Annotated in this window: 19 protein-coding genes and 1 pseudogene; 16 read left to right on the forward strand and 4 right to left on the reverse strand. The window is 73.9% G+C overall.

The features are described 5' to 3' along the window. Positions 1–53 precede the first annotated feature (53 nt). From ABZ249_RS02240 to ABZ249_RS02255, 4 genes and pseudogenes are all read left to right on the forward strand, one after another. Positions 54–155 (forward strand): annotated as a pseudogene (locus tag ABZ249_RS02240) (IS481 family transposase); the annotation flags it as partial. Between the two features lie 393 nt (positions 156–548). Then, on the forward strand, positions 549–3,593 hold the full coding sequence (locus ABZ249_RS02245) for a glycosyl hydrolase (protein ID WP_355256119.1): 3,045 nt from the start codon (positions 549–551) through the stop codon (positions 3,591–3,593). Positions 3,594–3,801: 208 nt separating this feature from the next. Next, positions 3,802–4,194, forward strand: a complete 393-nt coding sequence (locus ABZ249_RS02250; RefSeq protein WP_355256122.1) for a VOC family protein — start codon at positions 3,802–3,804, stop codon at positions 4,192–4,194. Continuing rightward, complete coding sequence (locus tag ABZ249_RS02255) at positions 4,191–5,066, forward strand: sigma-70 family RNA polymerase sigma factor (RefSeq protein ID WP_355256125.1); 876 nt, start codon at positions 4,191–4,193, stop codon at positions 5,064–5,066. The genes ABZ249_RS02250 and ABZ249_RS02255 overlap by 4 nt, the downstream gene beginning before the upstream one ends. 106 nt (positions 5,067–5,172) lie before the next feature. Here ABZ249_RS02255 and ABZ249_RS02260 read toward each other — a convergent pair whose 3' ends face one another. Then, positions 5,173–6,183 (reverse strand): CPBP family intramembrane glutamic endopeptidase, encoded by a 1,011-nt coding sequence (locus ABZ249_RS02260; RefSeq protein ID WP_355256128.1) that lies wholly within the window; start codon positions 6,181–6,183, stop codon positions 5,173–5,175. A gap of 170 nt (positions 6,184–6,353) precedes the next feature. Between ABZ249_RS02260 and ABZ249_RS02265 the strand changes: the two genes are divergently transcribed. Both ABZ249_RS02265 and ABZ249_RS02270 read left to right on the forward strand, forming a co-directional pair. Continuing rightward, positions 6,354–7,295 (forward strand): zinc-binding dehydrogenase, encoded by a 942-nt coding sequence (locus tag ABZ249_RS02265; RefSeq protein WP_220564835.1) that lies wholly within the window; start codon positions 6,354–6,356, stop codon positions 7,293–7,295. A gap of 105 nt (positions 7,296–7,400) precedes the next feature. Then, entirely contained in the window at positions 7,401–7,814 is a 414-nt protein-coding gene (locus ABZ249_RS02270) for a VOC family protein (RefSeq protein WP_355256131.1), read from the forward strand. 89 nt (positions 7,815–7,903) lie between these two features. Here the strand turns inward: ABZ249_RS02270 and ABZ249_RS02275 are convergent, their stop codons facing one another. Together ABZ249_RS02275 and ABZ249_RS02280 are read right to left on the reverse strand one after the other, a co-directional pair. Beyond that, positions 7,904–10,123, reverse strand: a complete 2,220-nt coding sequence (locus ABZ249_RS02275; protein ID WP_355256134.1) for a hypothetical protein — start codon at positions 10,121–10,123, stop codon at positions 7,904–7,906. A 389-nt stretch (positions 10,124–10,512) separates the two neighbouring features. Further along, entirely contained in the window at positions 10,513–11,745 is a 1,233-nt protein-coding gene (locus tag ABZ249_RS02280) for an SAM-dependent methyltransferase (protein WP_355256137.1), read from the reverse strand. A gap of 245 nt (positions 11,746–11,990) precedes the next feature. Here ABZ249_RS02280 and groES point away from each other — a divergent pair, with 245 nt between their 5' ends. The 7 genes from groES (at position 11,991) to ABZ249_RS02315 (ending at position 19,707) form a co-directional block, all read left to right on the forward strand. Next, positions 11,991–12,302, forward strand: coding sequence for a co-chaperone GroES (gene groES, locus ABZ249_RS02285; RefSeq protein WP_220564839.1), 312 nt, complete (start codon positions 11,991–11,993; stop codon positions 12,300–12,302). Between the two features lie 117 nt (positions 12,303–12,419). Next, positions 12,420–14,027, forward strand: coding sequence for a chaperonin GroEL (gene groL, locus ABZ249_RS02290; protein WP_355256141.1), 1,608 nt, complete (start codon positions 12,420–12,422; stop codon positions 14,025–14,027). A 255-nt stretch (positions 14,028–14,282) separates the two neighbouring features. Next, positions 14,283–14,936, forward strand: a complete 654-nt coding sequence (locus ABZ249_RS02295; protein WP_260697185.1) for a sigma-70 family RNA polymerase sigma factor — start codon at positions 14,283–14,285, stop codon at positions 14,934–14,936. Positions 14,937–15,335: 399 nt separating this feature from the next. After that, positions 15,336–16,829 carry an IMP dehydrogenase gene (guaB, locus tag ABZ249_RS02300; protein ID WP_355256145.1) on the forward strand — a complete coding sequence of 498 codons (1,494 nt, stop codon included), beginning with the start codon at positions 15,336–15,338 and terminating at the stop codon, positions 16,827–16,829. A gap of 147 nt (positions 16,830–16,976) precedes the next feature. Then, a complete protein-coding gene (locus ABZ249_RS02305; protein WP_220565525.1) occupies positions 16,977–18,083 on the forward strand; it encodes a GuaB3 family IMP dehydrogenase-related protein in 1,107 nt (368 codons plus the stop codon). Positions 18,084–18,291: 208 nt separating this feature from the next. Further along, positions 18,292–19,098 carry a lytic transglycosylase domain-containing protein gene (locus ABZ249_RS02310; protein WP_355256148.1) on the forward strand — a complete coding sequence of 269 codons (807 nt, stop codon included), beginning with the start codon at positions 18,292–18,294 and terminating at the stop codon, positions 19,096–19,098. Positions 19,099–19,164: 66 nt separating this feature from the next. Then, the gene (locus ABZ249_RS02315; protein WP_355256151.1) at positions 19,165–19,707 is read left to right on the forward strand and encodes a hypothetical protein; all 543 of its coding nucleotides are present in this window, start codon (positions 19,165–19,167) and stop codon (positions 19,705–19,707) included. Here ABZ249_RS02315 and ABZ249_RS02320 read toward each other — a convergent pair. Then, on the reverse strand, positions 19,704–20,198 hold the full coding sequence (locus ABZ249_RS02320; RefSeq protein ID WP_220564844.1) for a MarR family transcriptional regulator: 495 nt from the start codon (positions 20,196–20,198) through the stop codon (positions 19,704–19,706). The two genes, ABZ249_RS02315 and ABZ249_RS02320, sit on opposite strands and share 4 nt — an antisense overlap. A gap of 147 nt (positions 20,199–20,345) precedes the next feature. Here ABZ249_RS02320 and ABZ249_RS02325 point away from each other — a divergent pair, with 147 nt between their 5' ends. The 3 genes from ABZ249_RS02325 to ABZ249_RS02335 all read left to right on the forward strand — a co-directional run bounded on the left by ABZ249_RS02325 (position 20,346) and on the right by ABZ249_RS02335 (position 24,380). Next, positions 20,346–21,743: an MFS transporter gene (locus ABZ249_RS02325; protein ID WP_355256155.1), complete on the forward strand. Its 1,398-nt coding sequence runs from the start codon at positions 20,346–20,348 to the stop codon at positions 21,741–21,743. 130 nt (positions 21,744–21,873) lie between these two features. Then, on the forward strand, positions 21,874–23,595 hold the full coding sequence (gene glpD, locus ABZ249_RS02330) for a glycerol-3-phosphate dehydrogenase (RefSeq protein WP_355256158.1): 1,722 nt from the start codon (positions 21,874–21,876) through the stop codon (positions 23,593–23,595). Between the two features lie 86 nt (positions 23,596–23,681). After that, positions 23,682–24,380: a response regulator transcription factor gene (locus ABZ249_RS02335; protein ID WP_355256161.1), complete on the forward strand. Its 699-nt coding sequence runs from the start codon at positions 23,682–23,684 to the stop codon at positions 24,378–24,380. Positions 24,381–24,384: the final 4 nt, after the last annotated feature.

Genomic DNA, 24,384 nt, shown 5'->3' on the forward strand with positions numbered 1-24,384 from the left:
GCCTCCGGTACCGGTGTGGATGCGACGTCCCACCGGCGACCAGGAGGCCCTCGGTGCCCCGCGCCACCCGCGCCGACGCCCGCCTCACACCCGCAGGCCGCCTCGCGTCGGCCCGCTGTGTGGTCGACGACGGCCGGCCGCTGCGCCGGGCGGCTCGCGGGAGATCGTTCGACGACCGCTCCCGGCGCGAGCGCCGGGCCACACGAAGGCGCCCGCCGAACACGCCCCGGCACCGTCCGGGCGAGGGCCCCGGAGCACCGCTCCGGGGCCCTTCGCGTGCGCGCGGCGCCGCCCGCGCGGGGCGGGGTTTGTGAAACGTTCGTATCGCTTGTGGTCGCCGCCGCGGGGCGAGGTCGGGCGGTCCGCGCAGATGGCCGCTGTTCTGTGAGTCGAGTGGCCGGAGGTGCGCGTGGGGGTATTGCCTGGATCACACTGCACTTGGTACTTTCTGTGAAACGTTTTAATAGGTGGCTCGCCACCACCGCGCGCGCATACCCCCTCTCCACCCCCGAACCGACGCCGCCACGGCGGCGCGGAAAGGAGCCCCCATGCGTGACCCGGCAGGACCGGACCGGGAGCCGGACGGCTTCGCCCCCACCCGGCGGTCCTTCCTCGGCCTGGGCGCCGCCACGGGCGCGGCCGTCGCCTTCGGCCTCCCGGCGGCCCCGGCCGCGGCGTCCCCGGTGGCCCCCGCGGCCCCCGCCCGCAGGGCCTTCGCGGACGCCTTCGTCGATCCGGCCGCCGCCGCGCGCGCCCGGTTCCGCTGGTGGTGGCCGCACGGCCTGGTCGACCTCCGCGAGATCGAGCGGGAGGTCGACCAGATCGCCGACGCCGGGTTCGGCGGCATGGAGATCGCCGACGTCCACCACAGCTCCGACGAGGACCTGGACCCCGGAGGCCACGGCTGGGGCACCGACGCCTGGCGCGCGGCCCTGGAGACCGCGCTGGCCCGGGCGGAGGAGCGCGGCGTGACGATGGACGTCACCATCGGCCCGTCCTGGCCCGCCGCCGTTCCCACCGTCACCCCCCAGGACACGGCGGCCGCCCGCGAACTCGCCCACGGCGCGCACTTCCTCGCCTCGGGGGAGAGCGTCACCGGGCCGCTGCCGGAACCGGTGGTCGAGCCCGCCGACGGGGTGACGGAGCGGACCCTGGTCGCCGTCCAGGCCCTGCGCCTGGCGGACGGCGCCGCCCCCGGGGACAAGGTGTGCGCGCTCGTCCCCGACACGCTGGTCGACCTCACCGGCGCCGCGGAGGGGGAGGAGCTGGCCTGGACCGCCCCCGGCGGCGGCGACGGCTCCACCTGGGTGCTCCTGGCCTACTGGGAGCGCGGCTCCGGGCAGCGGCCCGAGGGCGGCCCGCACACCGACCCCGTCTCCTACGTGGTCGACCACTTCGGCGCGGCGGGCGCCCGGGCGGTCACCGACTTCTGGGAGGAGCACATCCTCACCGACCGGCTGCGCGAACTCCTGGCGGGTCCCGCGGGCGGCTCGGTCTTCGAGGACTCCATCGAGATGGAGACCGAGGCGACGCTGTGGACCCACGGCCTGCCCGAAGCCTTCCGGGACCACCACGGCTACGACGTGCTGCCCTACCTGCCGGTGCTGGTGCGCGTGGACGAGAAGAAGGTCTTCACCTTCGACCCCGACACCGACCGCCGGGCCCTGGACGACTTCAACGACCTGCTCGGCCGGGCCTACACCGACCACCACGTGATCCCCCTGCGGGACTGGGCGCACGGCCTGGGCATGACCTACCGCATCCAGCCCTACGGACTCCAGACCGACGCCCTCGTCAAGACCGCCCTGGTCGACATCGCCGAGGGCGAGTCGCTCGGGTTCAAGAACCTCGACGACTTCCGCTCCCTGGCCGGCGGCCGGGACCTGGCCGGCAAGCGGATCCTCTCCAGCGAGGCCGGCGCGGTCTACGGCGGCTCCTACAGCACCACCTGGGAACAGACGGTGCGGACCGTCTCCCGGGAGTACTCCGCCGGGGTCAACCTGGCCGTCCTGCACGGGTTCTCCTACGCCGACGCCCCCGGGGCGCGGTGGCCGGGCTTCGCCGCCTTCACCCCCTACGGCGGCAGCGGGGTGGGGTACAGCGAGTCCTGGGGACCGCGCCACCCCACCTGGCAGCACGTCCCCGACACGGCCGGCTTCTTCGCCCGCGCCCAGTACGCGCTCCAGTGGGGCACGCCCAAGGCGGACGTGGTCTTCCTGCGGCAGAAGGGCTACGCGGGCTCGGGCTTCGGCGCCGCCCACTTCAGCTCCACCGGGGTCCGCCAGGGGTGGACCCACCAGTTCGCCTCCCCCCGCCTGCTGGAGATCACCGACCCGAAGGTGTCGGGCGGGCGTCTGGCACCGGACGGCCCCGGCTACGGCCTGCTGGTGTTCGAGGGCGACGCCTTCAACGGCAGGGTGCCCACGCTGCCCCTGGAGACGGCGCGGCGCCTGCTCGGATACGCCCGCGACGGCCTGAAGATCCTGGTGGTCGGCGACTGGAGCGCACCGCAGCAGCCCGGTGTCGACCAGGACGGGGCGGCGGAGCTGGCCGGGGTCCTGGCCGACCTGCTCGCCGAGCCCACCGTCCACCGGGTCGGGTCCCGCGAGGAGATCCCCGCGGGCCTGTCCGCGCTGGACGCCCGGCCGGACGTGTCCTACGCCGAGCCGTCGCCCCTGCTGCACGCCCGCCGCCGGGGCGACGACATGGAGCTGTACTACTTCACCAACGGGTCCGACACGGAGGGCGTGGACCACGAGGTCACCCTCTCCACCACGGTCCGGGAGGCCTACCCGTTCTCCCTGGACCTGTGGACCGGCCGCATCGAGCCGCTGCCGCTGCACCGCGCCGAGGCGGACGCGGTCACCGTGCCGGTGCGGCTGGCCCCGGGGGCCTCGACGGTCATCGCCCTGGCCCGCCCGACCTGGGGCGCCCAGCTGGGGTCCGCGGGGGACCGGATGTCCCCGGGGCTGCTGAGGAGGCTGAGGCTGTCGGCCACGGAAGCCGACGCGGTGCGCGTGGTCGACGGGGCCGCGGTGGTCCGGATGTCCGAGCCGGGCACCTGCACGACCACCTACGCCGACGGCTCGACGGTCCGGAGCACCGTTGAACGGGTCGGACCGGAGGTGGAGCTCACCTCCTGGGAGCTGGAGGTGGAGGACTGGCGGCCGGGCGGTTCGGCCACCGAGACCGAGGTGCGGACCCACGAGCTCTCCCTGTCCGGTCTCGCGCCGTGGACGGGGATCGAGGGCCTGGCCGACGTCTCCGGCATCGGCCGCTACACGGCCACGGTGGAGCTGGGCGAGGGGTGGACGGGCGGCCACGGCGCCCACCTCGACCTCGGCCGGGTGAGCGACACGTTCCGCGTCACGGTCAACGGCACCGCCCTGCCCCCCTGCGACCGGTCCACCGCCTCGGTCGATGTGGGCCCGTGGCTGCGGGCGGGGGAGAACACCATCGAGGTGGAGGTCGCCACGACCCTCATCAACCGGATGCGGGTCTTCCGGCCCGAGGTCTACGGCGGGGTGCGCCGCCAGGAGTACGGGCTGATCGGCCCGGTCCGGCTGGTGCCCTACGGGCAGACGGCCCTGTGACGCGCGTGCGGCCCGGGGAGTCCCGGGCCGCACGCCCCACCGGCGCCGCCCGGGCCCGCGGCCGTCCGGCGAACGGCCCCGGTGAGGGTCCCTCGCCGACACAGGGTCCGGCGGCGGTCCGCCCTGTTACCTTTCCCCGGCGGCACTCGTCACCAGTACGACGGCCGGACACGAACGGCCGTCCCACCGACGAGTGAAGGAGAACAGGATGCTGACCGACCTCATGTACACGACGGTGTACGTCACCGATCAGGACCGCGCGCTGGAGTTCTACACCGAGGGGCTCGGCCTGGAGAAGCGGATCGACTTCCCCGGACCCGACGGGCGCTTCCTCGTCGTGGGCGTCCCCGGAAGCCCGGCGCAGATCATCCTGTGGTCGCACGCGGCGGCCGCGGGACGACCGGGGGACTCGGGCCGGAACACCGCGCCCGGTCCGCTGATCCTCGAATCCGACGACCTGCGGAAGGACTTCGAGGTCCTGCGCCGGCGCGGCGTCACCTTCGAGCAGTCCGAACCCGAGGACTACCCGTTCGGGGTCCGCGCCGAGGCACTGGACCCGGACGGCAACCGGATCTCGCTGCGCCAGCAGCGCAAGCCGTGACCGCCCACCCGTCCGGCCCGGTGGCCGAGGCGTTCGAAGCCCACCGCGTTCGGCTGCACGCCGTCGCGTACCGCCTGCTGGGCTCGCACGCCGACGCCGAGGACGTGATCCAGGAGGCGTGGATGCGCCTCGTCCGGCAGGACGAGGCGGCCATCGGCAACCTGGCGGGTTGGCTGACCACCGTGGTCGGCCGCATCAGCCTGGACCTCCTGAGGTCCCGGCGGGCACGTCCGGAGACCGCCTCCGGGGAGGGGGACACGGACCTCGTGGTGGTGCCCGACGACGGCCCCGCGCCCGAGGACCAGGCGGTACTGGCCGATTCGGTCGGCCTCGCCCTGCTCGTGGTGCTCGACTCACTGTCCCCGGCCGAGCGCCTGGCGTTCGTCCTGCACGACATGTTCGGGGTCCCGTTCCAGGAGATCGGGCAGATCCTGGGCAGGTCCGCCGACGCCGCGAAGATGACCGCGAGCCGGGCCCGCCGGAAGGTCCGGTCCACGGACCGGGCGGCGGGGCCGGGGCGCGAGCACCGGGAGGTCGTCCAGGCGTTCCGTGCCGCCGCCGTCGAGGGGGACTTCGAGGCGCTGCTGCGCGTCCTCGACCCGGAGGTGAAGCTGACCGTGGACACCCCCGGCGGTGCGGTCGTCACCCTCGGGGCCACCCGGGTCGCCTCCGGCGCCCGCATGTTCTCCGGCGAGGCGGCCCGGCACCGGCCCGTGCTGGTCGACGGGGTCCCCGGACAGATGTCCTGGCGTTCGGACGGGACCCCTCTGTCCGTCATCGCCTTCACCGTGGACGGGGGCCGGATCACGGACATCCGCATCATCGTCGATCCGGCCGAGCTCGCCTCGATTCCGCTGTCCCCCCTGGACTGAGCCGGGGGCGGGCCCGCGGAGGGAGCCGCGAAGGCCCCTCGCGGGTGCGCGAGGGGCCGGGGCGGGGTGCGGGGCCGCGGGCCCCGGTGGCGGGCGGGCCGCCCGGTCAGGCGGGCGCGGGCTCCTCCGCGCCGCCACCGGTGCGGACCCGGTCGAAGTCCCGCACCCGGAGCCGTCCGGTGAGGGCGAGGACCGCGGCCACCGCGGCCAGGACGCCCAGCCCCACGAGGCCGCCCAGGCCGCCCGGGTACAGCAGGCCGTCCACGGGCGACCCGGCGGCCGACAGGGTGACGAAGCCGATCGTGTTCAGCGCGTTGTTGGCCCCGTGCGCGAGCACCGCGGGCCACACCGACCCCGAGGCCAGCCGGAACCAGCCGATCACGACGCCCGCCACCACGCAGAAGACCAGGAACAGGGCGACCTGCGCGCCGTCGAACCCGCCGTGCAGGTACTGGATGAGCAGCTGCGGAGCGTGCCACAGCCCCCACACCGCCCCGCTCACCGCGAGTGCGGGCCACACCCCCAGCGGCAGGAGCCGGGGCAGCAGGTAGCCGCGCCAGCCCAGTTCCTCGCCGAAGGCGAGTACCAGGGTGGGCACGGACGACACCAGGGCCACTCCCAGCGCCGCCAGGAACGCGGCCCACGGGAACCCGGAGTCGGGCATGGCCGCGGCCAGGTCGGGGACGAAGTCGGGCAGGACCTCCCGCAGGCCGGAGAAGTCCACCAGGTCGAGCCGCACGGCCCCCACCAGGCCCGCGGCCAGGGCTGCCGCGAAACCGAGCAGCGGCATCAGCACGAAGGCGAGCAGCGAGTACCCGCCGGCCCGCCGCCACGATCCCCGGGCGGCCAGGCCCAGGGCGCGCGCGAAGCCGGACGGCCGCCACACAAAGAGGGTGACGGCGACCGCGGCCGCGGCGGGCGTGAACATGTAGACGGTGGCGGCGAGCCCGTACGCGGGGTCGTCCGGCCCGGTCCCGCCGAGGAGGAGGGGGGCGTGCACCGCCCACGCCAGTGCGTACGCGACGAGGACGAAGACGGCGACCTCGCGGAGGGGCAGAGCCCGGCGGAGCGGGGCGCCGGGCTCCCGGCGGAGCCGGTTTCGAGGGGGTTCGGTCATGGCGCCAACGCTAGGAAGACGGCGCCGCCGGCGACATGGGGCGTCCGGTCGACTTCCCCTGGGGACCGCCGCAGGTCCGCCGGTGGTGCCCTCCCCCGGAACGCGGAACGGGGGGAACACGTCCGCCCCCGGGCTGGAATCCGGTTCGGGTGGTGTGGTCGACTACCGGCATGTTCGCGATCACAGCAGCACGCTCTTCCTTCGACGACCCCCTCTCCGCCCTCGAAGCCGGCGAGCGCCCCGACCCCGGGCCCCGGGACGGCTGGACCACGGTCGACGTCCGGGCGGCCTCCCTCAACCACCACGACCTGTGGAGCCTGCGCGGCGTCGGCCTCCCGGCCGACCGCCTCCCGATGATCCTGGGCTGCGACGCCGCCGGGGTCGACGAGGACGGCAACGAGGTCATCGTTCACGGCGTCGTCGAGGACGGCGCGGGCCGACCGACGATCCTGTCCGAGAAGTACGACGGCACCTTCGCCGAGCGGGTGCTCGTGCCCCGGGCCAACCTGCTGCCCAAGCCGCCGGAGCTGTCCTTCGAGGAGGCGGCCTGCCTGCCCACGGCATGGCTGACCGCGTACAGCATGCTGTTCGGCAAGATCGACCTGCGCCCCGGCTCGACGATCCTCGTACAGGGCGCGGGCGGCGGCGTGTCCGTGGCGCTGGTCAGGCTCGCGGTGCGGGCCGGGCACCGGGTGTACGTGACGAGCCGGGACGAGGCCAAGCGCAAGAAGGCCCTGGAACTGGGCGCCTACGCGGCGGTGCCGACGGGGGAGCGCCTGCCGGAGCGGGTGGACGCGGTGTTCGAGTCGGTGGGCCAGGCCACCTGGGCGCACTCGGTGCGCTCCCTCAAGCCCGGAGGCGCCATCGTCGTCTGCGGCGCCACCAGCGGCGACGCCCCGCCGGCCGAGCTGACCCGGGTGTTCTTCCTCCAGCTGCGGGTCATCGGCTCCACGATGGGAACCCGGGACGAGCTGGCGGGCCTGACGGAGATGTGCGCCCGCACGGGGGTGCGGCCGGTGATCGACCGGGTGCTGCCGCTGGAGCGCGCCGCCGAGGGCTTCCGGGCGATGGCCGACGGCGGGCTCTTCGGCAAGATCGTCTTCACGGTCTGAACCCGCCGACCGCCCGGGGGAGTGGAGGACCGAACCCGTCCTCCACTCCCCGTAGCGTCGTCCCATCGACCGGAACCCCGCAGGGGGAACGCGAAGGGACCGACCATGCTGCGAGGACTCACCACCGTCACCCTGTGGGCCGACGACGTCGCCGAGGCGGCCCGCTGGTACACCGGGGTCCTGGGCGCCGAGCCCTACTTCGAGCGCCCCGGCCACGGCCTGCCGCCCGGGTACGTCGAGTTCCGGACCGGCGACCACCAACACGAGCTCGGCATCGCCGACCGCCGCTACGCGCCCCCGGCCGCGCACCCGGGCCCGGGCGGCGCGGTCGTGTACTGGCACGTCGACGACGTCGAGGCCGCCCTGGCCCGGCTGCTGGAGCTGGGCGCGAAGGAGTACGAGCCGCTCACCGTCCGGGGCGAGGGCTTCGTGACCGCGTCGGTGGTCGACCCCTTCGGCAACGTCCTGGGGGTCATGTACAACGCCCACTACCTGGAGATGCTCCGGGCCCGCCCCTGAGTCCCGGGGCCGGACGCGGGAGGGGGCGGGGCGCCGCCGGCGCCCCGCCCCCTCATCGCGATCCCCGCACCCGGCTCCGGTGCGGCGGCCTACTCGTCGTCGTCCTCCTCGTCCCGGCGGCGCTTGCGCTTGGGGCCGCCGGAGCCCCCCTCGCGGCCCGGGCGCAGCAGCGCCTCGGCCAGGGCCAGCACCGTCTCCTCCAGGGAGGCGAACCGCTTGGTGATGTCGTCGTGGGAGTTCTCGACCGCCTCGGTGACGGTCTCCTCCAGCTCGTGCCGGTCCGGACGCTGCTTCAGCTCGCGCAGCACCGGGGCGACCGCCGAGGTGACGTGCTCGTCGATCTCGTCCAGCTTGTCGCCGTGGTCGATCTGCGGGCGCTCCACCAGTTCGGTCAGGCGGCGGTGCAGCTCGCTGACCTCCATGGTCTGCGGGAGCTGGTTGAGGCGCTGGTTGAGCGCCTCCAACCGGTCGTCCACGGCCTCCAGGCGGCCGTCGACGCCGTCGAAGTGCCCGCTGACGCCCTCGAACTGGCCTTCGACGCCGTTGACCCGGCCGTCGATGCCGTCCAGGCGGCCGTTGATGCCGTCCATCCGGCCGTCGATCCGGTCGATCTTGCCTTCCATGCCCTCGAACTGGCCTTCGAAGTGCCCCTCGAAGGTGTCGAAGCGGTCGGTGAGGCGGCCCAGTTCGTGGTCGACCTTGCCGGTGATCTGGGTGAGGTGGCCGTCCACCTTGGAGGTGAGGGCCTCGCGCTGGCGCTCCAGCCGCTCGTCCAGGGCGGTGCGGTGCGTCTCGACCTGCTCGGTGAGCGCCTCGGTGAGGGTCTGCGACCGGTCCTCGGCCTCGGCGGCCAGGCGGGCGGAGCTCTCGGCCACGAACGCGCGCAGCTCCTCGAAGCCGGAGGTGACCCGCTCGGCGTCCTCGGAGATCCGGGAGGCGAGCGCATCGGCACGCTCGGTGAAGGACGCGCTCATCCGCTCGGCGGACGCCTCGGCGTGCTCGCGGGCCTCGGTCCGGCCCAGCTCCAGCTGCTCGTCCAGCTCGGACAGGCGCTGGCGCAGGTGGGTGCGCAGGTCCAGCAGCGAGGTCTCGTTGTCCTTGCGCAGGGCGGTGACGGCGCCGGCGACGTCGGCGACGGCGGCGGTGGCCTCGGCGTGGTTCTCCTCGGCCAGGGTCGTCAGCTGGGTGACGTCCTCGGTCACCTTGGCGGCCAGGGCCTCGTGGCGCTCGAGGAGCGCGTCGTGCCGCTCGCCCGCGGCGGCGGCCAGGGCGGACAGCTCGCCGTTCAGCTCGCCGGTGTTCTCCTGGAGGCGCGCGAGCAGGGCCTCGTGCTTGTCCGCCAGGGCGGTGGACAGCTCGGCGGCCTTGGCGTCGGCCTGCTCGGTGAGGGCCGTGCGCAGCCCGTCGGTGCGCTCGCCCAGGTCGGTGCGGGCCTCGCCCAGCGCCTCGGTGAGGGCGGTGCGGCCCTCGGCCACGGCGGTGGACAGCTCCTCGCGGGCGGCGGTCACGGCCTCGGCCAGCTCGGCGGCCTTGGCGTCGCCCTGCTCGGTGAGGGCGGTGCGGGCGCCGGCCACGGCCTCGGCCAGCTCCCCGGCCTTGGCGTCGGCCTGCTCCGCCAGCGCGGTTCGGGCCTCGCCCAGGGCGGTGGACAGCTCCTCGCGGGTGCCCGCGACGGCCTCGGTGAGGACGGTGCGGCTCTCGGCCAGCGCCTCGGCCAGCTCGGTGTGCCGGGTGCCGGAGACCTCGGCGAGCGCGGTGAGCGAGGACTCCACGGCCTCGGTCCTGGCGCTGAGCGCGGACAGGGCGCCGTCGAGGGCCTCCAGCCGCGACTCGAAGGCCTCCGACAGGGTGGTCAGCCGCTCGCCCAGCTCGCCGACCTGCTCGGCGGTGCGGTTCCCGGTCTCCGACATGCGCTGGAGGCGGGTGAGCGCGGTGTCCAGGTGCCCGGCGATGCGGTGGGTGTCCGCGCGCAGGGACGGCATGTCCGACAGCGGCTTGACCTGGCGGCCCACGACCTCGATGTGCTCGGCCAGGGTCTCGGCCCATTCCGGCGGGCGGGCCAGGAAGTCGTCGATGCGGCCGTCGACCGCGGTGAGGGACTCGGCGAGCGCGGTGAGCTCGCGCTCGCGCAGCTCACGCAGGAGCCACTCCATGCCCTCCAGGCGCTGGCGCATCTCCTCGGTGACCGCACCCTGCGTCTTCTGCTCGGAGTCGTGCTCGTGGGCCGCCTGGGAGAGCAGGTCGCGCATGCGGTCGGAGATCCCGGCCTGACCTCCCCCGTTGAGGAAGTTGTGATTGCTCTGTTCCACCGAGGTGCTCCTTGTTCTCTCTGGCGCTCCCGACACCTGGCCCGGGGGAATGGACGGTGGGTGTTCCGGGCAGGTCGGGTTCTCGATGGTCCCCGGGCGGGCGGCGGTCCCGCAGGCGTTCGCGCCTCACTGTGATCAGAGTGTGACTGCGTGTATACGCGCGAGGCAAGGGGCCAGCGTCGACCGAACCGCGTTGCGGATCACTCACGCACGGCCTTCCGGGTGAACCCATGAGAAGGGAGGGAATCGCGGCCCCAGTCTAACGACCCGGAGAGCCCTCCCCCCAGGGGATCGGGAAAGATATCCGCCCTGTGAGATAACGATCCGATACCTCGGGTCCTACTCTGGGTGACCGCCCCCTCCCGGCCGGACCGGGCCGTCGTTCCAGGTCAGGCCGCCGTCGCGGACGTCTCGCGGCACAGCAGCGCGAAGGGCCGCTCCCCGATCCTGGTGAGCACCACCGTGGCCGTCCCGGGGCCGGAGGGCTTCAGGTCGCGGCGCAGCTTCTCGGTGTCCACCGCGGACCCCCGCTTCATCACCGTCACCGTGCCCACCCCGCGCTCGCGCAGCGCGGCCCTGAGCCGCTTGAGGGAGAAGGGCAGGACCTCCTCCACCTCCAGCACCCGCCACAGCGGGGAGCGCACCGCCGTGTCCGCGGTGAAGTACGCGATCCGCTCGTCCAGCAGCGCCCCGTCCACCCGGGCCGCCGCCTCGGCCACCAGGTGCGAGCGCACCACCGCGGGGTCCGGGTCGTACAGGTACCGGCGCGCCGGGGCCACCGGCGCCGGCCCCAGGCCGGGATCCTCGTCCAGGTGCGTGCGCGAGCCGTCGCGCTCGGACAGCACCGTGGCCCGGCGGCGCGGCCCGCCGGCCAGCGCCCCGAACCACAGGGCCGCCTCCTTCAGCTCGCCGTCCACAGAGATCCACTCGGTGTCCGCGCCCGGGGCCAGCGCCTCGTGCGGGATGCCCGGGGCGGCCTTCAGGCACGCCGCCTCCGCCCCCTCGGCCAGGGCCACCGCCACGTCCCAGGGCGGGGAGTAGGCGGCGGGGTCGAACACCCGGCCGCGCCCGCCGCGCCGGGCCGGATCGCACACCAGCAGCGGGTACTCGCCCGGGGAGACCTCCGTGACGTCGCCCTCGCGCACCCGGGCCGTGCCCTCCAGGCCCAGCGCCCCGATGTTGGCCCGGGCCACCGCCGCGGTCGCGGGGTCCAGCTCCACCCCCTCCACCGGGATCCCCCGGGCCGCCAGCGCCAGCAGGTCCGCGCCGATCCCGCAGCACAGGTCGCCCGCGGGGCCCGCGTGCGCCCGCGCCACCCGCTCGGCCCGGTACTCGGCGACCGACCGGCGGGTGGACTGCTCCAGGCCGTTCGGGGTGAAGTACATGCGGTCCGCCAGGGCGCCGAACTTGGCGCGTCCGCGAACGCGCAGCGAAATCTGGGTGAGGACCGCGTTCACCAGCTCGGAAACGGGTAGGCCGGGGTCGAGGGCGGCCACCCGAGGGTCCTCGCGCAGCCGGGAGGCCGCCGCCAGTGCGTCCCGGGCGGCCGACCCGGCGTCCACCGACGCCAGGACCTCCCGGCCCGCTTCGGTCAGCAGGGCCTCGAACGCGGGCGCGCGCATGGATCTCCTTCGCCGGGGTGGAGCGGCCCCGCACGGTGCCGGGTCCGGTAACGCCGCTGACCAGGGGTCACGGCCACATTTCCATTCTGGCACTCTCGGGGGTAGAGTGCTAATCGCGACGAGGCCGGTCTGGCACCCGCGACGACAGGCCGCCGCGGTCGCCCCTTTTTCTCAGCCGGTCCGCGCTCTCACGCGTGCGGACCGGAAGTACTGGACACCGAAATCCTGAAGGGGGAGGTCACACAGTGTCGACCGCCACCAAGACCGTGCTGAAGCCGCTCGAGGACCGCGTCGTGGTCAAGGCCCTGGAGGCCGAGCAGACCACCGCCTCCGGCCTGGTCATCCCGGACACCGCCAAGGAGAAGCCCCAGGAGGGCGAGGTCCTGGCCGTGGGCCCGGGCCGCTGGGACGACGAGGGCGAGAACCGCATCCCGCTGGACGTCCAGGTCGGCGACATCGTCCTCTACAGCAAGTACGGCGGCACCGAGGTCAAGTACGACGGCCAGGAGTACCTGGTCCTCTCCGCCCGCGACCTCCTCGCGGTCGTCGAGAAGTAGTCCTCGACGCGGCCCGCTCGCACGGGCCCGGAGCAGTATCCGCATCCCGCACCGGTCGGCGCCTCGCCGGGCGGGCGGGATGCCTGTTTTTGGCCAGGCCTACCAAGGAAGAACGGAATGCCGAAGATCCTGGAGTTCGAGGACGGCGCCCGCCGCGCCCTCGAGCGGGGCGTCGACCGCCTCGCCGACGCCGTCAAGGTGACGCTGGGCCCGCGCGGCCGCAACGTCGTCATCGACAAGAAGTTCGGTGCCCCGACCATCACCAACGACGGTGTGACCGTCGCGCGTGAGATCGAGCTGGACGACCCCTACGAGAACCTGGGCGCCCAGCTCGTCAAGGAGGTCGCCACCAAGACCAACGACGCCGCGGGCGACGGCACCACCACCGCCACGGTGCTGGCCCAGGCGCTGGTCCGCGAGGGCCTGCGCAGCGTCGCCGCCGGCGCCTCCCCGATGTCCCTGAAGAAGGGCATCGACGCCGCGGCCGCCAAGGTGTCCGAGATCCTGCTGGAGCGCGCCCGCCCCGTCGAGGAGCGCGCGGACATCGCCTACGTCGCCACCAACTCCGCCCAGGACGCCCAGATCGGCGACCTGATCGCCGAGGCGTTCGACAAGGTCGGCAAGGACGGCGTCATCACCGTCGAGGAGTCCCCGACCTTCGGGCTGGACCTGGAGTTCACCGAGGGCCTCCAGTTCGACAAGGGCTACATCTCGCCCTACTTCGTGACCGACGGCGACCGCCAGGAGGCGGTGCTGGAGGACGCGCAGATCCTCATCAGCCAGGGCAAGATCTCCAACCTGAACGAGCTCCTCCCGCTGCTGGAGAAGATCGTCCAGAACAAGAAGCCGCTGCTGATCATCGCCGAGGACATCGAGGGCGACGCCCTGGGCGCCCTGGTGCTCAACAAGATCCGCGGCACCCTGAACGTCGCCGCGGTCAAGGCCCCCGGCTTCGGCGAGCGCCGCAAGGCCATGCTCCAGGACATCGCGATCCTCACCGGCGGCCAGGTCATCGCCGAGGAGGTCGGCCTCACCCTGGAGAACGCCGACGTCGACGTGCTGGGCAACGCCCGCCGCATCACCGTCACCAAGGACACCACCACCATCGTGGACGGTGCCGGCGAGCAGTCCGAGGTCGAGGACCGCATCTCCCAGATCCGTAAGGAGATCGAGGCCAGCGACTCCGACTGGGACCGCGAGAAGCTCCAGGAGCGCCTGGCCAAGCTGGCCGGCGGCGTCTCGGTGCTGCGCGTGGGCGCGGCCACCGAGGTCGAGCTCAAGGAGAAGAAGCACCGCCTCGAGGACGCCATCTCGGCGACCCGCGCGGCCATCGAGGAGGGCATCGTCGCCGGTGGCGGCGCCTCCCTGGTGCACGCCTCCACCGCCCTGGACGACCTGGGCCTGACCGGCGACGAGGCCACCGGTGTGGGCATCGTGCGCCGCGCCCTGACCCAGCCCGCCCGCTGGATCGCCGAGAACGCCGGCGCCGAGGGCTTCGTGGTGGTCCACCGCGTCTCCGAGATGGAGGTCGGCCACGGCTACAACGCCGCCAAGGGCACCTACGGCGACCTGACCGCGGAGGGCATCATCGACCCGGTCAAGGTCTCCCGCTCCGCCGTGCAGAACGCCGCCTCCATCGCGGGCATGCTGCTGACCACCGAGGTGCTGGTCGCGGACAAGCCCGAGGACGAGGGCGACGACGACGGCCACGGCCACGGCCACTGACGGACCGCGGCGGACTCCGTCCGCGGACGCCGGGGTGGGCCGGTCCGGGGTGCTCCCGGACCGGCCCACCGGTCTGTGCGCGGGGGCCGGGCCGCCCGCGTCCCCCGGGGGCGCCGGGCCCGGGGTCGAGAAGGTGTGCACTATCACGTACGCTTCGGGTTTGACCGCACGCGCCGATCCGTTTTGGGGTGAATTTCCCAAAACGTAACCATTCCGTAGTTGGCGATTGGAGCGGTCAGGTCGGCGGACGGGGGCATGATCACTAGCGTGACGGATGCAAACGCCCGGGGGGGCGTTACCGCGCAGCGGCCAGGAACACCGGGGGAACCCGATCCCGCGTCGCGCGACACCGGCCTGAACCACCTGGGGTCGCGGGCGGTCCGGGGTGAGGACGGCGCCATGGACTCGCTGCTCCGCGAGGTCCGCCCCATGGTGGTCCGCTACTGCCGTGCCCGGCTGGCCCGGGTGTCCGGTCTGGCGCACTACTCCGACGACGTGGCCCAGGAGGTCTGCATCGCCCTGCTCTCGGCGATCCCGCGCTACCAGGACCGGGGCCGCCCCTTCGCCTCCTTCGTCTTCGGCATCGCCGCGCACAAGGTGGCCGACACCCTGCGCGGTGCGGGCAGGGTGGAGCTGGTCTCCAGCGACACCGTCCCGGACCGCCCCGACGAGGCGCCCGGGCCGGAGGAGGCCGCGGTGCGGGTCATCGAGGCCCAGCGCGCGCGGGAGCTGCTCGACGAGCTCCCCGAACAGCAGCGCCGACTGCTGGTCATGAGGGTGATAGCAGGACTGACAGCGGATGAGACGGGACATGTACTTGGAATGTCGGCGGGCGCGGTACGGGTTGCCCAGCACCGGGCTATTGCTCGGCTTCGGCAGGTGGCCGTGGCGAACCGCCTCCTCCCCTGAGCGCGCCGGGCGCCCGGGCGACGGGCGCCGCCCCTGTCCCGACCGCCCCCGCGTGTACGCGGCCTGCCGGGCCCTGGGCCCCGTCCGCTACACCCCGCGCCGCCGCCACTGAGCCGCGCCCGCCCGCGCCCGCCGCGGACGGGCGGGGAAGAACACGCGCACCCACCGGTGTTGACCTGGGCAGGGTCCCTCCCGGCCCGCGGCCGATCAGCTCCGCCCCGCACCGTCCCATCTCAAACAGTGAGACTGCTCACTTTCACGCCCGAGCGGCGGGGAGAACGCCCCGTTCCCCCCGACCCCACCGGGGCGACGACCTAGGATGAGACGACACGCGGGGGCGAGCACCGCGCGGGCGCGCCGGAGGGCCGGCGTGCCGGAGCGAGCAGCGGAGGTTGTGTCATGGGTCAGGAGAACATCGGCGACTACGGGGACAAGCTGCTGCCGCCGGGGTTGACCTACGACGACGTGCTGCTCGTACCGGCCTACTCCGACATGCAGCCCGGCGAGGCCACCACCGCCACCCGGCTGTCCCGCAACATCCGCCTCAACATCCCGCTGCTGTCCGCCGCGATGGACACCGTGACCGAGGCCCGCATGGCCGTGGCCATGGCCCGCCAGGGCGGCGCCGGCGTGCTGCACCGCAACCTCTCCGCCGAGGACCAGGCCGCCCAGGTGGACCTGGTCAAGCGCTCCGAGGCCGGCATGGTCACCGACCCGGTCACCTGCAAGCCCGAGGACACCCTCGCCGACGTCGAGCGCCTGTGTTCGCACTACCGGATCTCCGGCGTCCCCGTCACCGACGACTCCGGCCGCCTCGTGGGCATCGTCACCAACCGCGACATGCGGTTCGAGAGCGACCGCGGCCGCCTGGTCCGCGACGTCATGACCACGCGGAACCTGGTCACCGCGCCGGTCGGCGTCAGCCGCGAGCGCGCCTTCGAGCTGCTGCGCGAGAACAAGGTCGAGAAGCTCCCGCTGGTGGACGCCGACGACCGCCTGCGCGGCCTCATCACCGTCAAGGACTTCATCAAGAGCGAGCAGTACCCCGACGCCACCAAGGACGCCGACGGCCGCCTCGTCGTGGGCGCCGCCGTGGGCGTGGGCCCGGAGGCCACCGAGCGCGCCAAGCTGCTGGTCGACGCCGGGGTGGACTTCATCGTCGTGGACACCGCCCACGGCCACTCCGCCGGCCTGGCCGACATGGTCGCCAAGCTCAAGGCCAACTCCAGGGCCGACATCGTCGCGGGCAACGTGGCCACCCGCGCCGGGGCCCAGCTGCTGATCGACGCGGGCGCCGACGCCGTCAAGGTCGGGGTGGGCCCCGGCTCCATCTGCACCACCCGCGTCATCGCCGGTGTGGGCGCCCCGCAGCTCACCGCCATCCTGGAGGCGGCCAAGGCGTGCGGCCCGGCCGGCGTCCCCCTCATCGCCGACGGCGGGCTCCAGTACTCCGGCGAGATCGCCAAGGCCATCGCCGCCGGCGCCAGCAGCGTCATGCTCGGCAGCCTGCTGGCCGGCGTGGAGGAGAGCCCGGGCGAGCTCATCTTCATCAACGGCAAGCAGTTCAAGGCCTACCGCGGGATGGGCTCGCTGGGCGCCATGCGCGGCCGCTCCTTCTCCAAGGACCGCTACGCCCAGGCCGACGTCTCCTCCGAGGACAAGCTCATCCCCGAGGGCATCGAGGGCCAGGTGCCGTTCCGCGGCCCGCTCCAGGCGGTCGCCCACCAGCTCGTCGGCGGCCTGCACCAGTCCATGTGGTACGCGGGCACCCGCACCCTGGACGAGCTGCGCGAGCGCGGCCAGCTCATGCGCATCACCAGCGCCGGTCTGCGCGAGAGCCACCCGCACGACATCCAGATGACCGTCGAGGCGCCCAACTACAACGGCCGCTGACACACCGCCGCGCACCGGGCCGTCCGGAGTCCCTCCGGGCGGCCCGACCCGTTCCCGGAACGGGGCGGATAGACTCTCGGCGGTAGTGAACGCACCGGTCGCACCGGCCGGGGCAGCACGTCAGAGGGGATCGAAGCGTTGGCTCAGGTGGAGATCGGGCTGGGCAAGAACGGGCGCCGGGCCTACGAGCTCGACGAGATCGGCATCGTGCCGGCTCGGCGCACGCGCGACCCGGAGGAGGTGTCGATCGCCTGGCAGATCGACGCCTACCGGTTCGAGACGCCGCTCGTGGCCAGCCCCATGGACAGTGTGGCCTCGCCGGACACGGTCGTGGCGATCGGCCGCCTGGGCGGCCTGGGCGTCCTCGACCTCGAAGGCCTGTGGACCCGGTACGAGGACCCGGCGCCGCTGCTGGCGGAGATCAGCGAGCTGGACGACGTGGCCGCCACCAGGCGGCTGCAGGAGATCTACGCCGCCCCCATCCAGGAGGAGCTGATCGGCCGCCGGATCGAGCAGATCCGCGACGCGGGCCTGGTCACCGCGGCCCGCCTGTCCCCGCAGCGCACCGCGCAGTACCACAAGGCGGTCGTCGACGCGGGCGTGGACATCTTCGTGATCCGCGGCACCACGGTGTCCGCCGAGCACGTGTCCGGGCGCGCCGAGCCGCTCAACCTCAAGCAGTTCATCTACGACCTGGACGTCCCGGTCGTGGTCGGCGGCTGCGCCACCTACACCGCCGCCCTGCACCTGATGCGCACCGGCGCCGCGGGCGTCCTGGTCGGCTTCGGCGGCGGCTCGGGCCACACCACCCGCTCCGTGCTGGGCGTGGCGGTGCCGATGGCCAGCGCCATCGGCGACGTCGCCGCCGCCCGCCGCGACTACCTCGACGAGTCCGGCGGCCGCTACGTGCACGTCATCGCCGACGGCGGCATGACCACCAGCGGCGACATCGCCAAGGCCCTGGCCTGCGGCGCCGACGCCGTCATGGTGGGCTCTCCGCTGGCCCGCGCCACCGAGGCGCCCGGCGCCGGCCACCACTGGGGCAGCGAGGCGCACCACGGCGAGCTGCCGCGCGGCGAGCGGGTGCGGGTCGGCACCATCGGCGACCTGTCCGCCATCCTGCACGGCCCGGCGTCCACCAGCGACGGCTCCATGAACCTCATGGGCGCGCTGCGCCGCACCATGGCCACCTCGGGCTACACCGACCTCAAGGAGTTCCAGCGGGTCGAGGTCGTGGTCAACCCGCACCGCTGACGGGTGTCGCGGGGGCGTGCCGGGGAACCGGCGCGTCCCCGCTTTTCGTTGTGCTCCCGGAAAGGCTCCGGGAGCGGTGTGCAACCATGTTCCGGCCGTCGGCGTCACACGACCCGACGATTCCGAAGGGTTCTGCGAGGGAAGGGGTGGGGCTTTGGGCAGGGGTACCCGTGACGGGCGGGGCAGGGGTCCGCTCGTCGCCGTCTGCGTGACTCTGGCGCTGTGCCTGGCACTGACCGGCGGCGTGCTCTTCGCCGTCGACCGGGTCTCGCGGTCGCTCTCCGACTGGGAGCCCCCGTCGTCGGCGGCCGGCGGGCCGCCGGACGGCACCATCGAGACGCCCCCGCACGACCAGCTCACGGGCCCCCCGGCGTCGGCCGAGGTCAACCCGGCCGAGCCGGACCCGGTCTCCTCGGCGGGCGCCGACGAGCAGCAGACGCCCGGGACCGGGCCGCGCGCCGCCGACGACTGGCTGGAGCAGGTCTCCGGCGCCACGACCATCCCGGTGCGGGCCCTGGAGGGCTACGCCGGCGCGCAGCTGGCGCTGGCCGAGGAGCTGCCCTCCTGCAACCTGTCCTGGCCGACCCTGGCGGGCATCGGGTTCGTGGAGTCGCGGCACGGCACCTACGCGGGCGGCGAGATCGGTCCGGACGGCGTCACCACCGTGAACGTCATCGGCATCCCGCTGGACGGCACCAACAACACCCGGGCGATCCCCGACACCGACGGCGGCCTGCTGGACGGCGACACCACCTGGGACCGGGCGGTCGGCCCGATGCAGTTCATCCCCGGGACCTGGGCGCGGTGGGGCACCTCCGCCTCGGGGGCCGGCGATCCCGACCCGCACCAGATCGACGACGCCGCCCTGTCCGCCGGCCGCTACCTGTGCGCGAACGGCCGCGACCTGAGCACCGCACAGGACTGGGAGGCGGCGATCCTGTCGTACAACCGCTCCCCGGAGTACGTGGCCGACGTCCTGGCCTACGCCCACGCCTACGCCGACGCCTCGGCCTGACCTGCGGTCACGCTCGGGACCGGGGGGCGGATCGGGCGGTCCGGACCCCTGCGGGAGAATCCGGGTGTGGACACTCGACAGGCGCTGCTGCGCCGCATCCGCATCTGGATCTGCCTGTTCATCGTGGGCCTGGTGCTGAGCGGCGTCACCGCCTTCCCCCTGCCCGCCGAAGTGCGGCTGCTGGACTCCCTGCTGGCCGGTCCGCTCGCGCCGGTGTCCGAGGCCGCGCCCTGGCTGGCCGACTGGGTCTCCCGGGTGCGCGCCGGTCTGGACACGGTGGAGGCGGAGCAGCCGTTCGTCCTCTACGGCACCGACTGGCTGGCGTTCGCGCACCTGGTCATCGCGGTGGCGTTCATCGGCCCCTGGCGGGACCCGGTGCGCAACATCTGGGTGATCCAGTTCGGCATGATCGCCTGCGTGATGGTGGTGCCGCTGGCGCTGATCTGCGGCCCGATCCGGGGCATCCCGTGGCTGTGGCAGCTGATCGACATCTCGTTCGGCGTCTTCGGGATCATCCCGCTGCTCATCGTGCACCGGCTCATCCGCCGGCTGGAGGCGGCCGAGGCCGCCCGGCCCGGCCTCGCCCCTGCACCCGGCCCCGCGGCCTAGAGGTCCTGGAGGACCCGGGTGGCGTGGTCCTCCGCGCCCGGGGCCAGCCGGGCCAGCAGGGTGCGGGAGATGTCCAGCAGCTGCGCCTGCTGCTCGGGGCTGAGCAGGTCGAACATGTTCTCGCGCATGCTGCGCACGTGTTCGACGCCCGCGGTGCGCAGGGTCTGCGCGCCCTTGTCGGTGAGCTTGGCGAACCAGCTGCGCCGGTCGCTCTCGCAGTGCACGCGCTCCACGAACCCGCCCTCGGCCAGCTTGGCCACGGCGTGGGAGATGCGGCTGGGGCGGGTGTGGGTGATCTCCGCCAGCTCGCTCATCCGCAGCGAGCGGCGGTGCGCCTTGGAGAGCAGGACCAGCAGCTCGTAGTAGGTGAGGGGGAGCCCGGAGGACGCCTGCACGTCCCGCTCCACCTGCTGGTCGAGCAGCCGGAACGCCAGTGTGGCCGCGTCCCAGGTCCGCTCCTCGTCCGTGTCCAGGCATCCTTCTGTGCTCATGCCGAGATGCTAGCACGCTGAACAGTTGCGTACTGGAATATCTCTGCGTTAGTGTCCTCCTGAAAGTTCCAGTGCTGAACTATCCACGAATGGTCCAGTGCTGGAATATCCAGCGCTCAAGCACTTTTCCCGGAAGGGACGCCCCTCATGACCTCCGCCGAACCCCGGACCGCGGCCGGGACCCGCACCCGCACCGCGGGTACAGCGGCCCTGGCCCTCCTGGCCACCGCCCACTTCACGCTGTCGCTCGACTTCAACGTCGTCTACATCGCCCTCCCCGAGATCGGCCGGGCCCTGGGCCTGGGCGCGGCGGCCCTGCCCTGGGTGGTCAACGCCTTCGCCCTCGGCTACGGCGGACTCCTGCTCCTGGGCGGCCGCGCCGCCGACCGGCTCGGCGCCCGCCTCATGCTCGTGCTGGGCGCGCTCCTGCTCGGCCTGGCCTCCGTCGCGGGCGCCCTGGCCTCCCACGCCGGCGTCCTGATCGCCGCCCGCGCCGCCCAGGGGGTCGGCGCCGCCGCCCTCTTCCCCGCCACCCTCGCCCTGATCGGCACCGCCTTCCCCGCCGGTCCCGCCCGCAACCGGGCGATGGCCGTATGGGGCTCGGCCGGTGCCTTCGGCGCCCTGGCGGGAGGGGCCGTCGGCGGCATCCTCACCAGCGCCTTCGGCTGGACCGCCGTGTTCTGGGCGATCGTCCCGCCCGCCCTGGCGGTGGCCGCGCTCGCCCCCCGCCTGCTGCCCGCCGACCGGCACCGCCCGGACCCGCGCGGCTTCGACCTGCCCGGCACCGCGCTGGTCACCGCGGGCGCGCTCCTGCTCGTGTTCGGGGTCTTCCGCCTCCAGGAGTCCGGATGGATCTCGCCCGACGGCGGCGGCGCCCTGCTGCTGGGCCTGCTGGCCCTGGCCGCGCTCGGGCCCGTCGAACGCCGGTCCGCGAGCCCGCTGCTGCCCGCCTCCCTGCTGCGCGACCGCCACCTCCTGGTGGCCATGGGGCTGATCCTCGTCCTCATGGGCGTCGTCGCCACGCTGCACTACGTGTACACCACCCACGTCCAGGGCACCCTGGGCCTGGACCCCTTCCTCGCGGGCCTGGGCTTCCTGCCCCAGGGGGTGGCCGCCATGCTCGGCTCGGCCCTGCTGCTGCCCCGCCTGCTGGAGCGCTGGGGCGTGCGCACCGCGCTGTTCGCCGGAACGGTCGGCGTCGGCCTCACCTCCGCGGCCTTCGCCCTCGCCCTGGCCGCCGACTCCTACTGGGCGGTGCTGCCCGCGGTCGTCCTGCTCGGCGTCACCGCGGGCACCGTCTACCCGCTCGTGTTCACCGCCGCCGGGAGCGGGGTCGGCGAACGCGAGCAGGGCGTGGCCTCCGCCGCCGTCTCCACCGTCCAGCAGGTCGGCGGCGCCCTGGGCCTGGCCGTCCTGGCCGCCGTCGCCGGGGCCTGGGGCGGCCTGGGCACCGCCTCCCTGGTCGGCGGGGCCGCCACCGTCGCGGTCGCCTTCCTCGCCCTGCTCCTGCCGCGTCCGGCGGCGGACCGGCCCGCCGCCGGGTGACCCGCCCCCACGCGTGGCGTCCCGTGCGGCGCCCCCGGGCCCGGTTAGCCTGGGGGCGCCGCTCCGGTGGGCGGACCGCCCCGGTGGGTATGCGCTGGGGAGGAGGAACCATCGCGACGGAGGGACTGGGATGACGACCACCTGGCTGGGACCCGAGGGGCGCGAGGCCGACCTGGCCGCGATGCGCGACGAGGAACTGGACGTCCTCGTCGTCGGCGGCGGCATCGTCGGCGCGGGCATCGCCCTGGACGCCGCCTCACGCGGGCTGTCCACGGGGCTGATCGAGGCGCGCGACTTCGCGTCGGGCACCTCCAGCAGGTCCAGCAAGCTGATCCACGGCGGACTGCGCTACCTGGAGCAGTTCGACTTCGAACTCGTTCAGGAGGCCCTGCACGAACGCGGCCTGCTGCTCACCACGATCGCCCCGCACCTGGTCCGCCCGGTCCCGTTCCTCTTCCCGTTCGCCCACCACTGGGAACGCTTCTACATCGGTGCGGGCGTCACCCTGTACGACACCCTCGCCCTCACCTCCCGCAACAACCGGGGGCTGCCCTCCCACCGGCACCTGACCCGCAACGGGGCGCTGCGGGTCTTCCCCGCGCTCAAGCGCGACGCGCTCGCCGGGGCCGTCCAGTACTGGGACTGCCAGGTGGACGACGCCCGGTTCGTCAGCACCGTGCTGCGCACCGCCGCCGGGCTCGGCGCGCGGATCGCCTCCCGGGTGCAGGCCGTCGGCTTCCTGCGCGAGGGCGAGCACGTGGTGGGCGCTCGCGCCGCCGACCTGGAGAAGGGCGAGGAGATCTCCATCCGCGCCCGCCAGGTCGTCAACGCCGCCGGCGTGTGGACCGACGAGATCCAGGAGATGGTCGGCGGCCGCGGGCAGATCCACGTCCGCGCCTCCAAGGGCGTCCACCTGGTGGTGCCCCGCGACCGCATCCAGGCCTCCTCGGGGATGATCCTGCGCACCGAGAAGAGCGTGCTGTTCGTCATCCCGTGGGGCCGCCACTGGATCATCGGCACCACCGACACCGCCTGGGACCTGGACAAGGAGAACCCGGCCGCCAGCCGCACCGACATCGACTACGTCCTGGACCACGTCAACCAGGTACTGCGCACCCCGCTGAGCAGGGACGACGTCGAAGGCGTCTACGCCGGCCTGCGCCCGCTGCTGTCGGGGGAGTCGGAGGAGACCTCCAAGCTCTCCCGCGAGCACGTGGTCGCCCACCCGGTGCCCGGCCTCGTCCTCATCGCGGGCGGCAAGTACACCACCTACCGGGTCATGGCCAAGGACGCCGTGGACGCCGTCGCCCACGGCCTGGGCGGGGGGATCCCCAAGTCCGTCACGGACAGGCTCCCGCTGGTGGGCGCCTCCGGGTACAGCGCCCTGGTCAACCAGCGCCACCGGCTCGCCCGGGAGACCGGGCTGCACGTCTCCCGCATCTCGCACCTGCTGCGCCGCTACGGGACCTGCGCCCGCGACCTGCTCGACCTGGTGCGGGAGGACCCCGACCTGGGCCGCTCGCTCGCCGGGGCCGACGACTACCTGCGCGCCGAGATCGTCTACGCGGTCCGCGCCGAGGGCGCCCGCCACCTGGAGGACGTCCTGTACCGGCGCACCCGGATCTCGTTCGAGACCTGGGACCGGGGCATCGCCGCCGCGGAGGAGGCCGCCGAGCTCATGGCCCCGCTGCTGGGCTGGGACGAGGGCCAGGCCGAACGCGAGGTCGAGTACTACCGCAAGGGCATCGAGGCCGAGCGCGCGGCCCAGGAGCAGGACACCGACCAGGAGGCGGACGCCATCCAGCACGGCGCCCCCGAGATCGTGCCGGAGGCGGGCATCCTCAGGCCGTGACGCCGATCCCGCCCCGGAGTGTCCCATGACACACACGGCGGGTTAGGGTGCGGGGGTACAGACCCCCGCACCCCGAGGAGCCCGACATGATCACGGTGCTGCTCGTCGAGGACGACGTGCGCCTCGCCGACGCCCTCGCCGGAGCCCTGGAGCCCCACGGGTACGCCGTCACCCAGGTGCGCACCGCCGAGCAGGCGCTGGCCGCCGACCCCGCCGACGTCGTCCTGCTGGACCTGGGCCTGCCCGACATGGACGGCGTCGAGCTGTGCCGGATGCTCCGCGAGCGCCACGGCGCCGGCGACACGGCGGTCATCATGGTGACCGCCCGCGGGCAGCAGCGCGAGCGCGTGCGCGGCCTGCGCGCGGGCGCCGACGACTACGTGGTCAAACCCCTGGCCATCGAGGAGCTGTGCGCCCGCATGGAGGCGGTGCTGCGCCGCATCCGCCGCCCCGCCGACGGTCCGCTGACCGCCGGACCCCTGCGGATCGACCCGGCCGGGCGCACGGTGGAGCTGGACGGGGCCCGTGTGGAGGTCACCCGCAAGGAGTTCGACCTGCTGCTGGCCCTGGCTCGGGAGGCCGGGAGCGTGCTGTCCCGCGAACACCTGCTGCTGCGGGTGTGGGGGACGACCTGGCCCGGCACGCTGCGCACCCTGGAGGTGCACGTGGGCACCCTGCGCTCCAAGCTCGGCGCGCCCGGCCTCATCGAGACGGTGCGCGGGGTCGGGTACCGGATGCCGGTCACCGGGCGGGCCGACGCGGCGCCGACCGGGCGGCACCGCTGAGCGG

Source organism: Nocardiopsis sp. NPDC006139 (genome assembly GCF_040614155.1).
GTDB classification, from domain to species: domain Bacteria; phylum Actinomycetota; class Actinomycetes; order Streptosporangiales; family Streptosporangiaceae; genus Nocardiopsis; species Nocardiopsis changdeensis.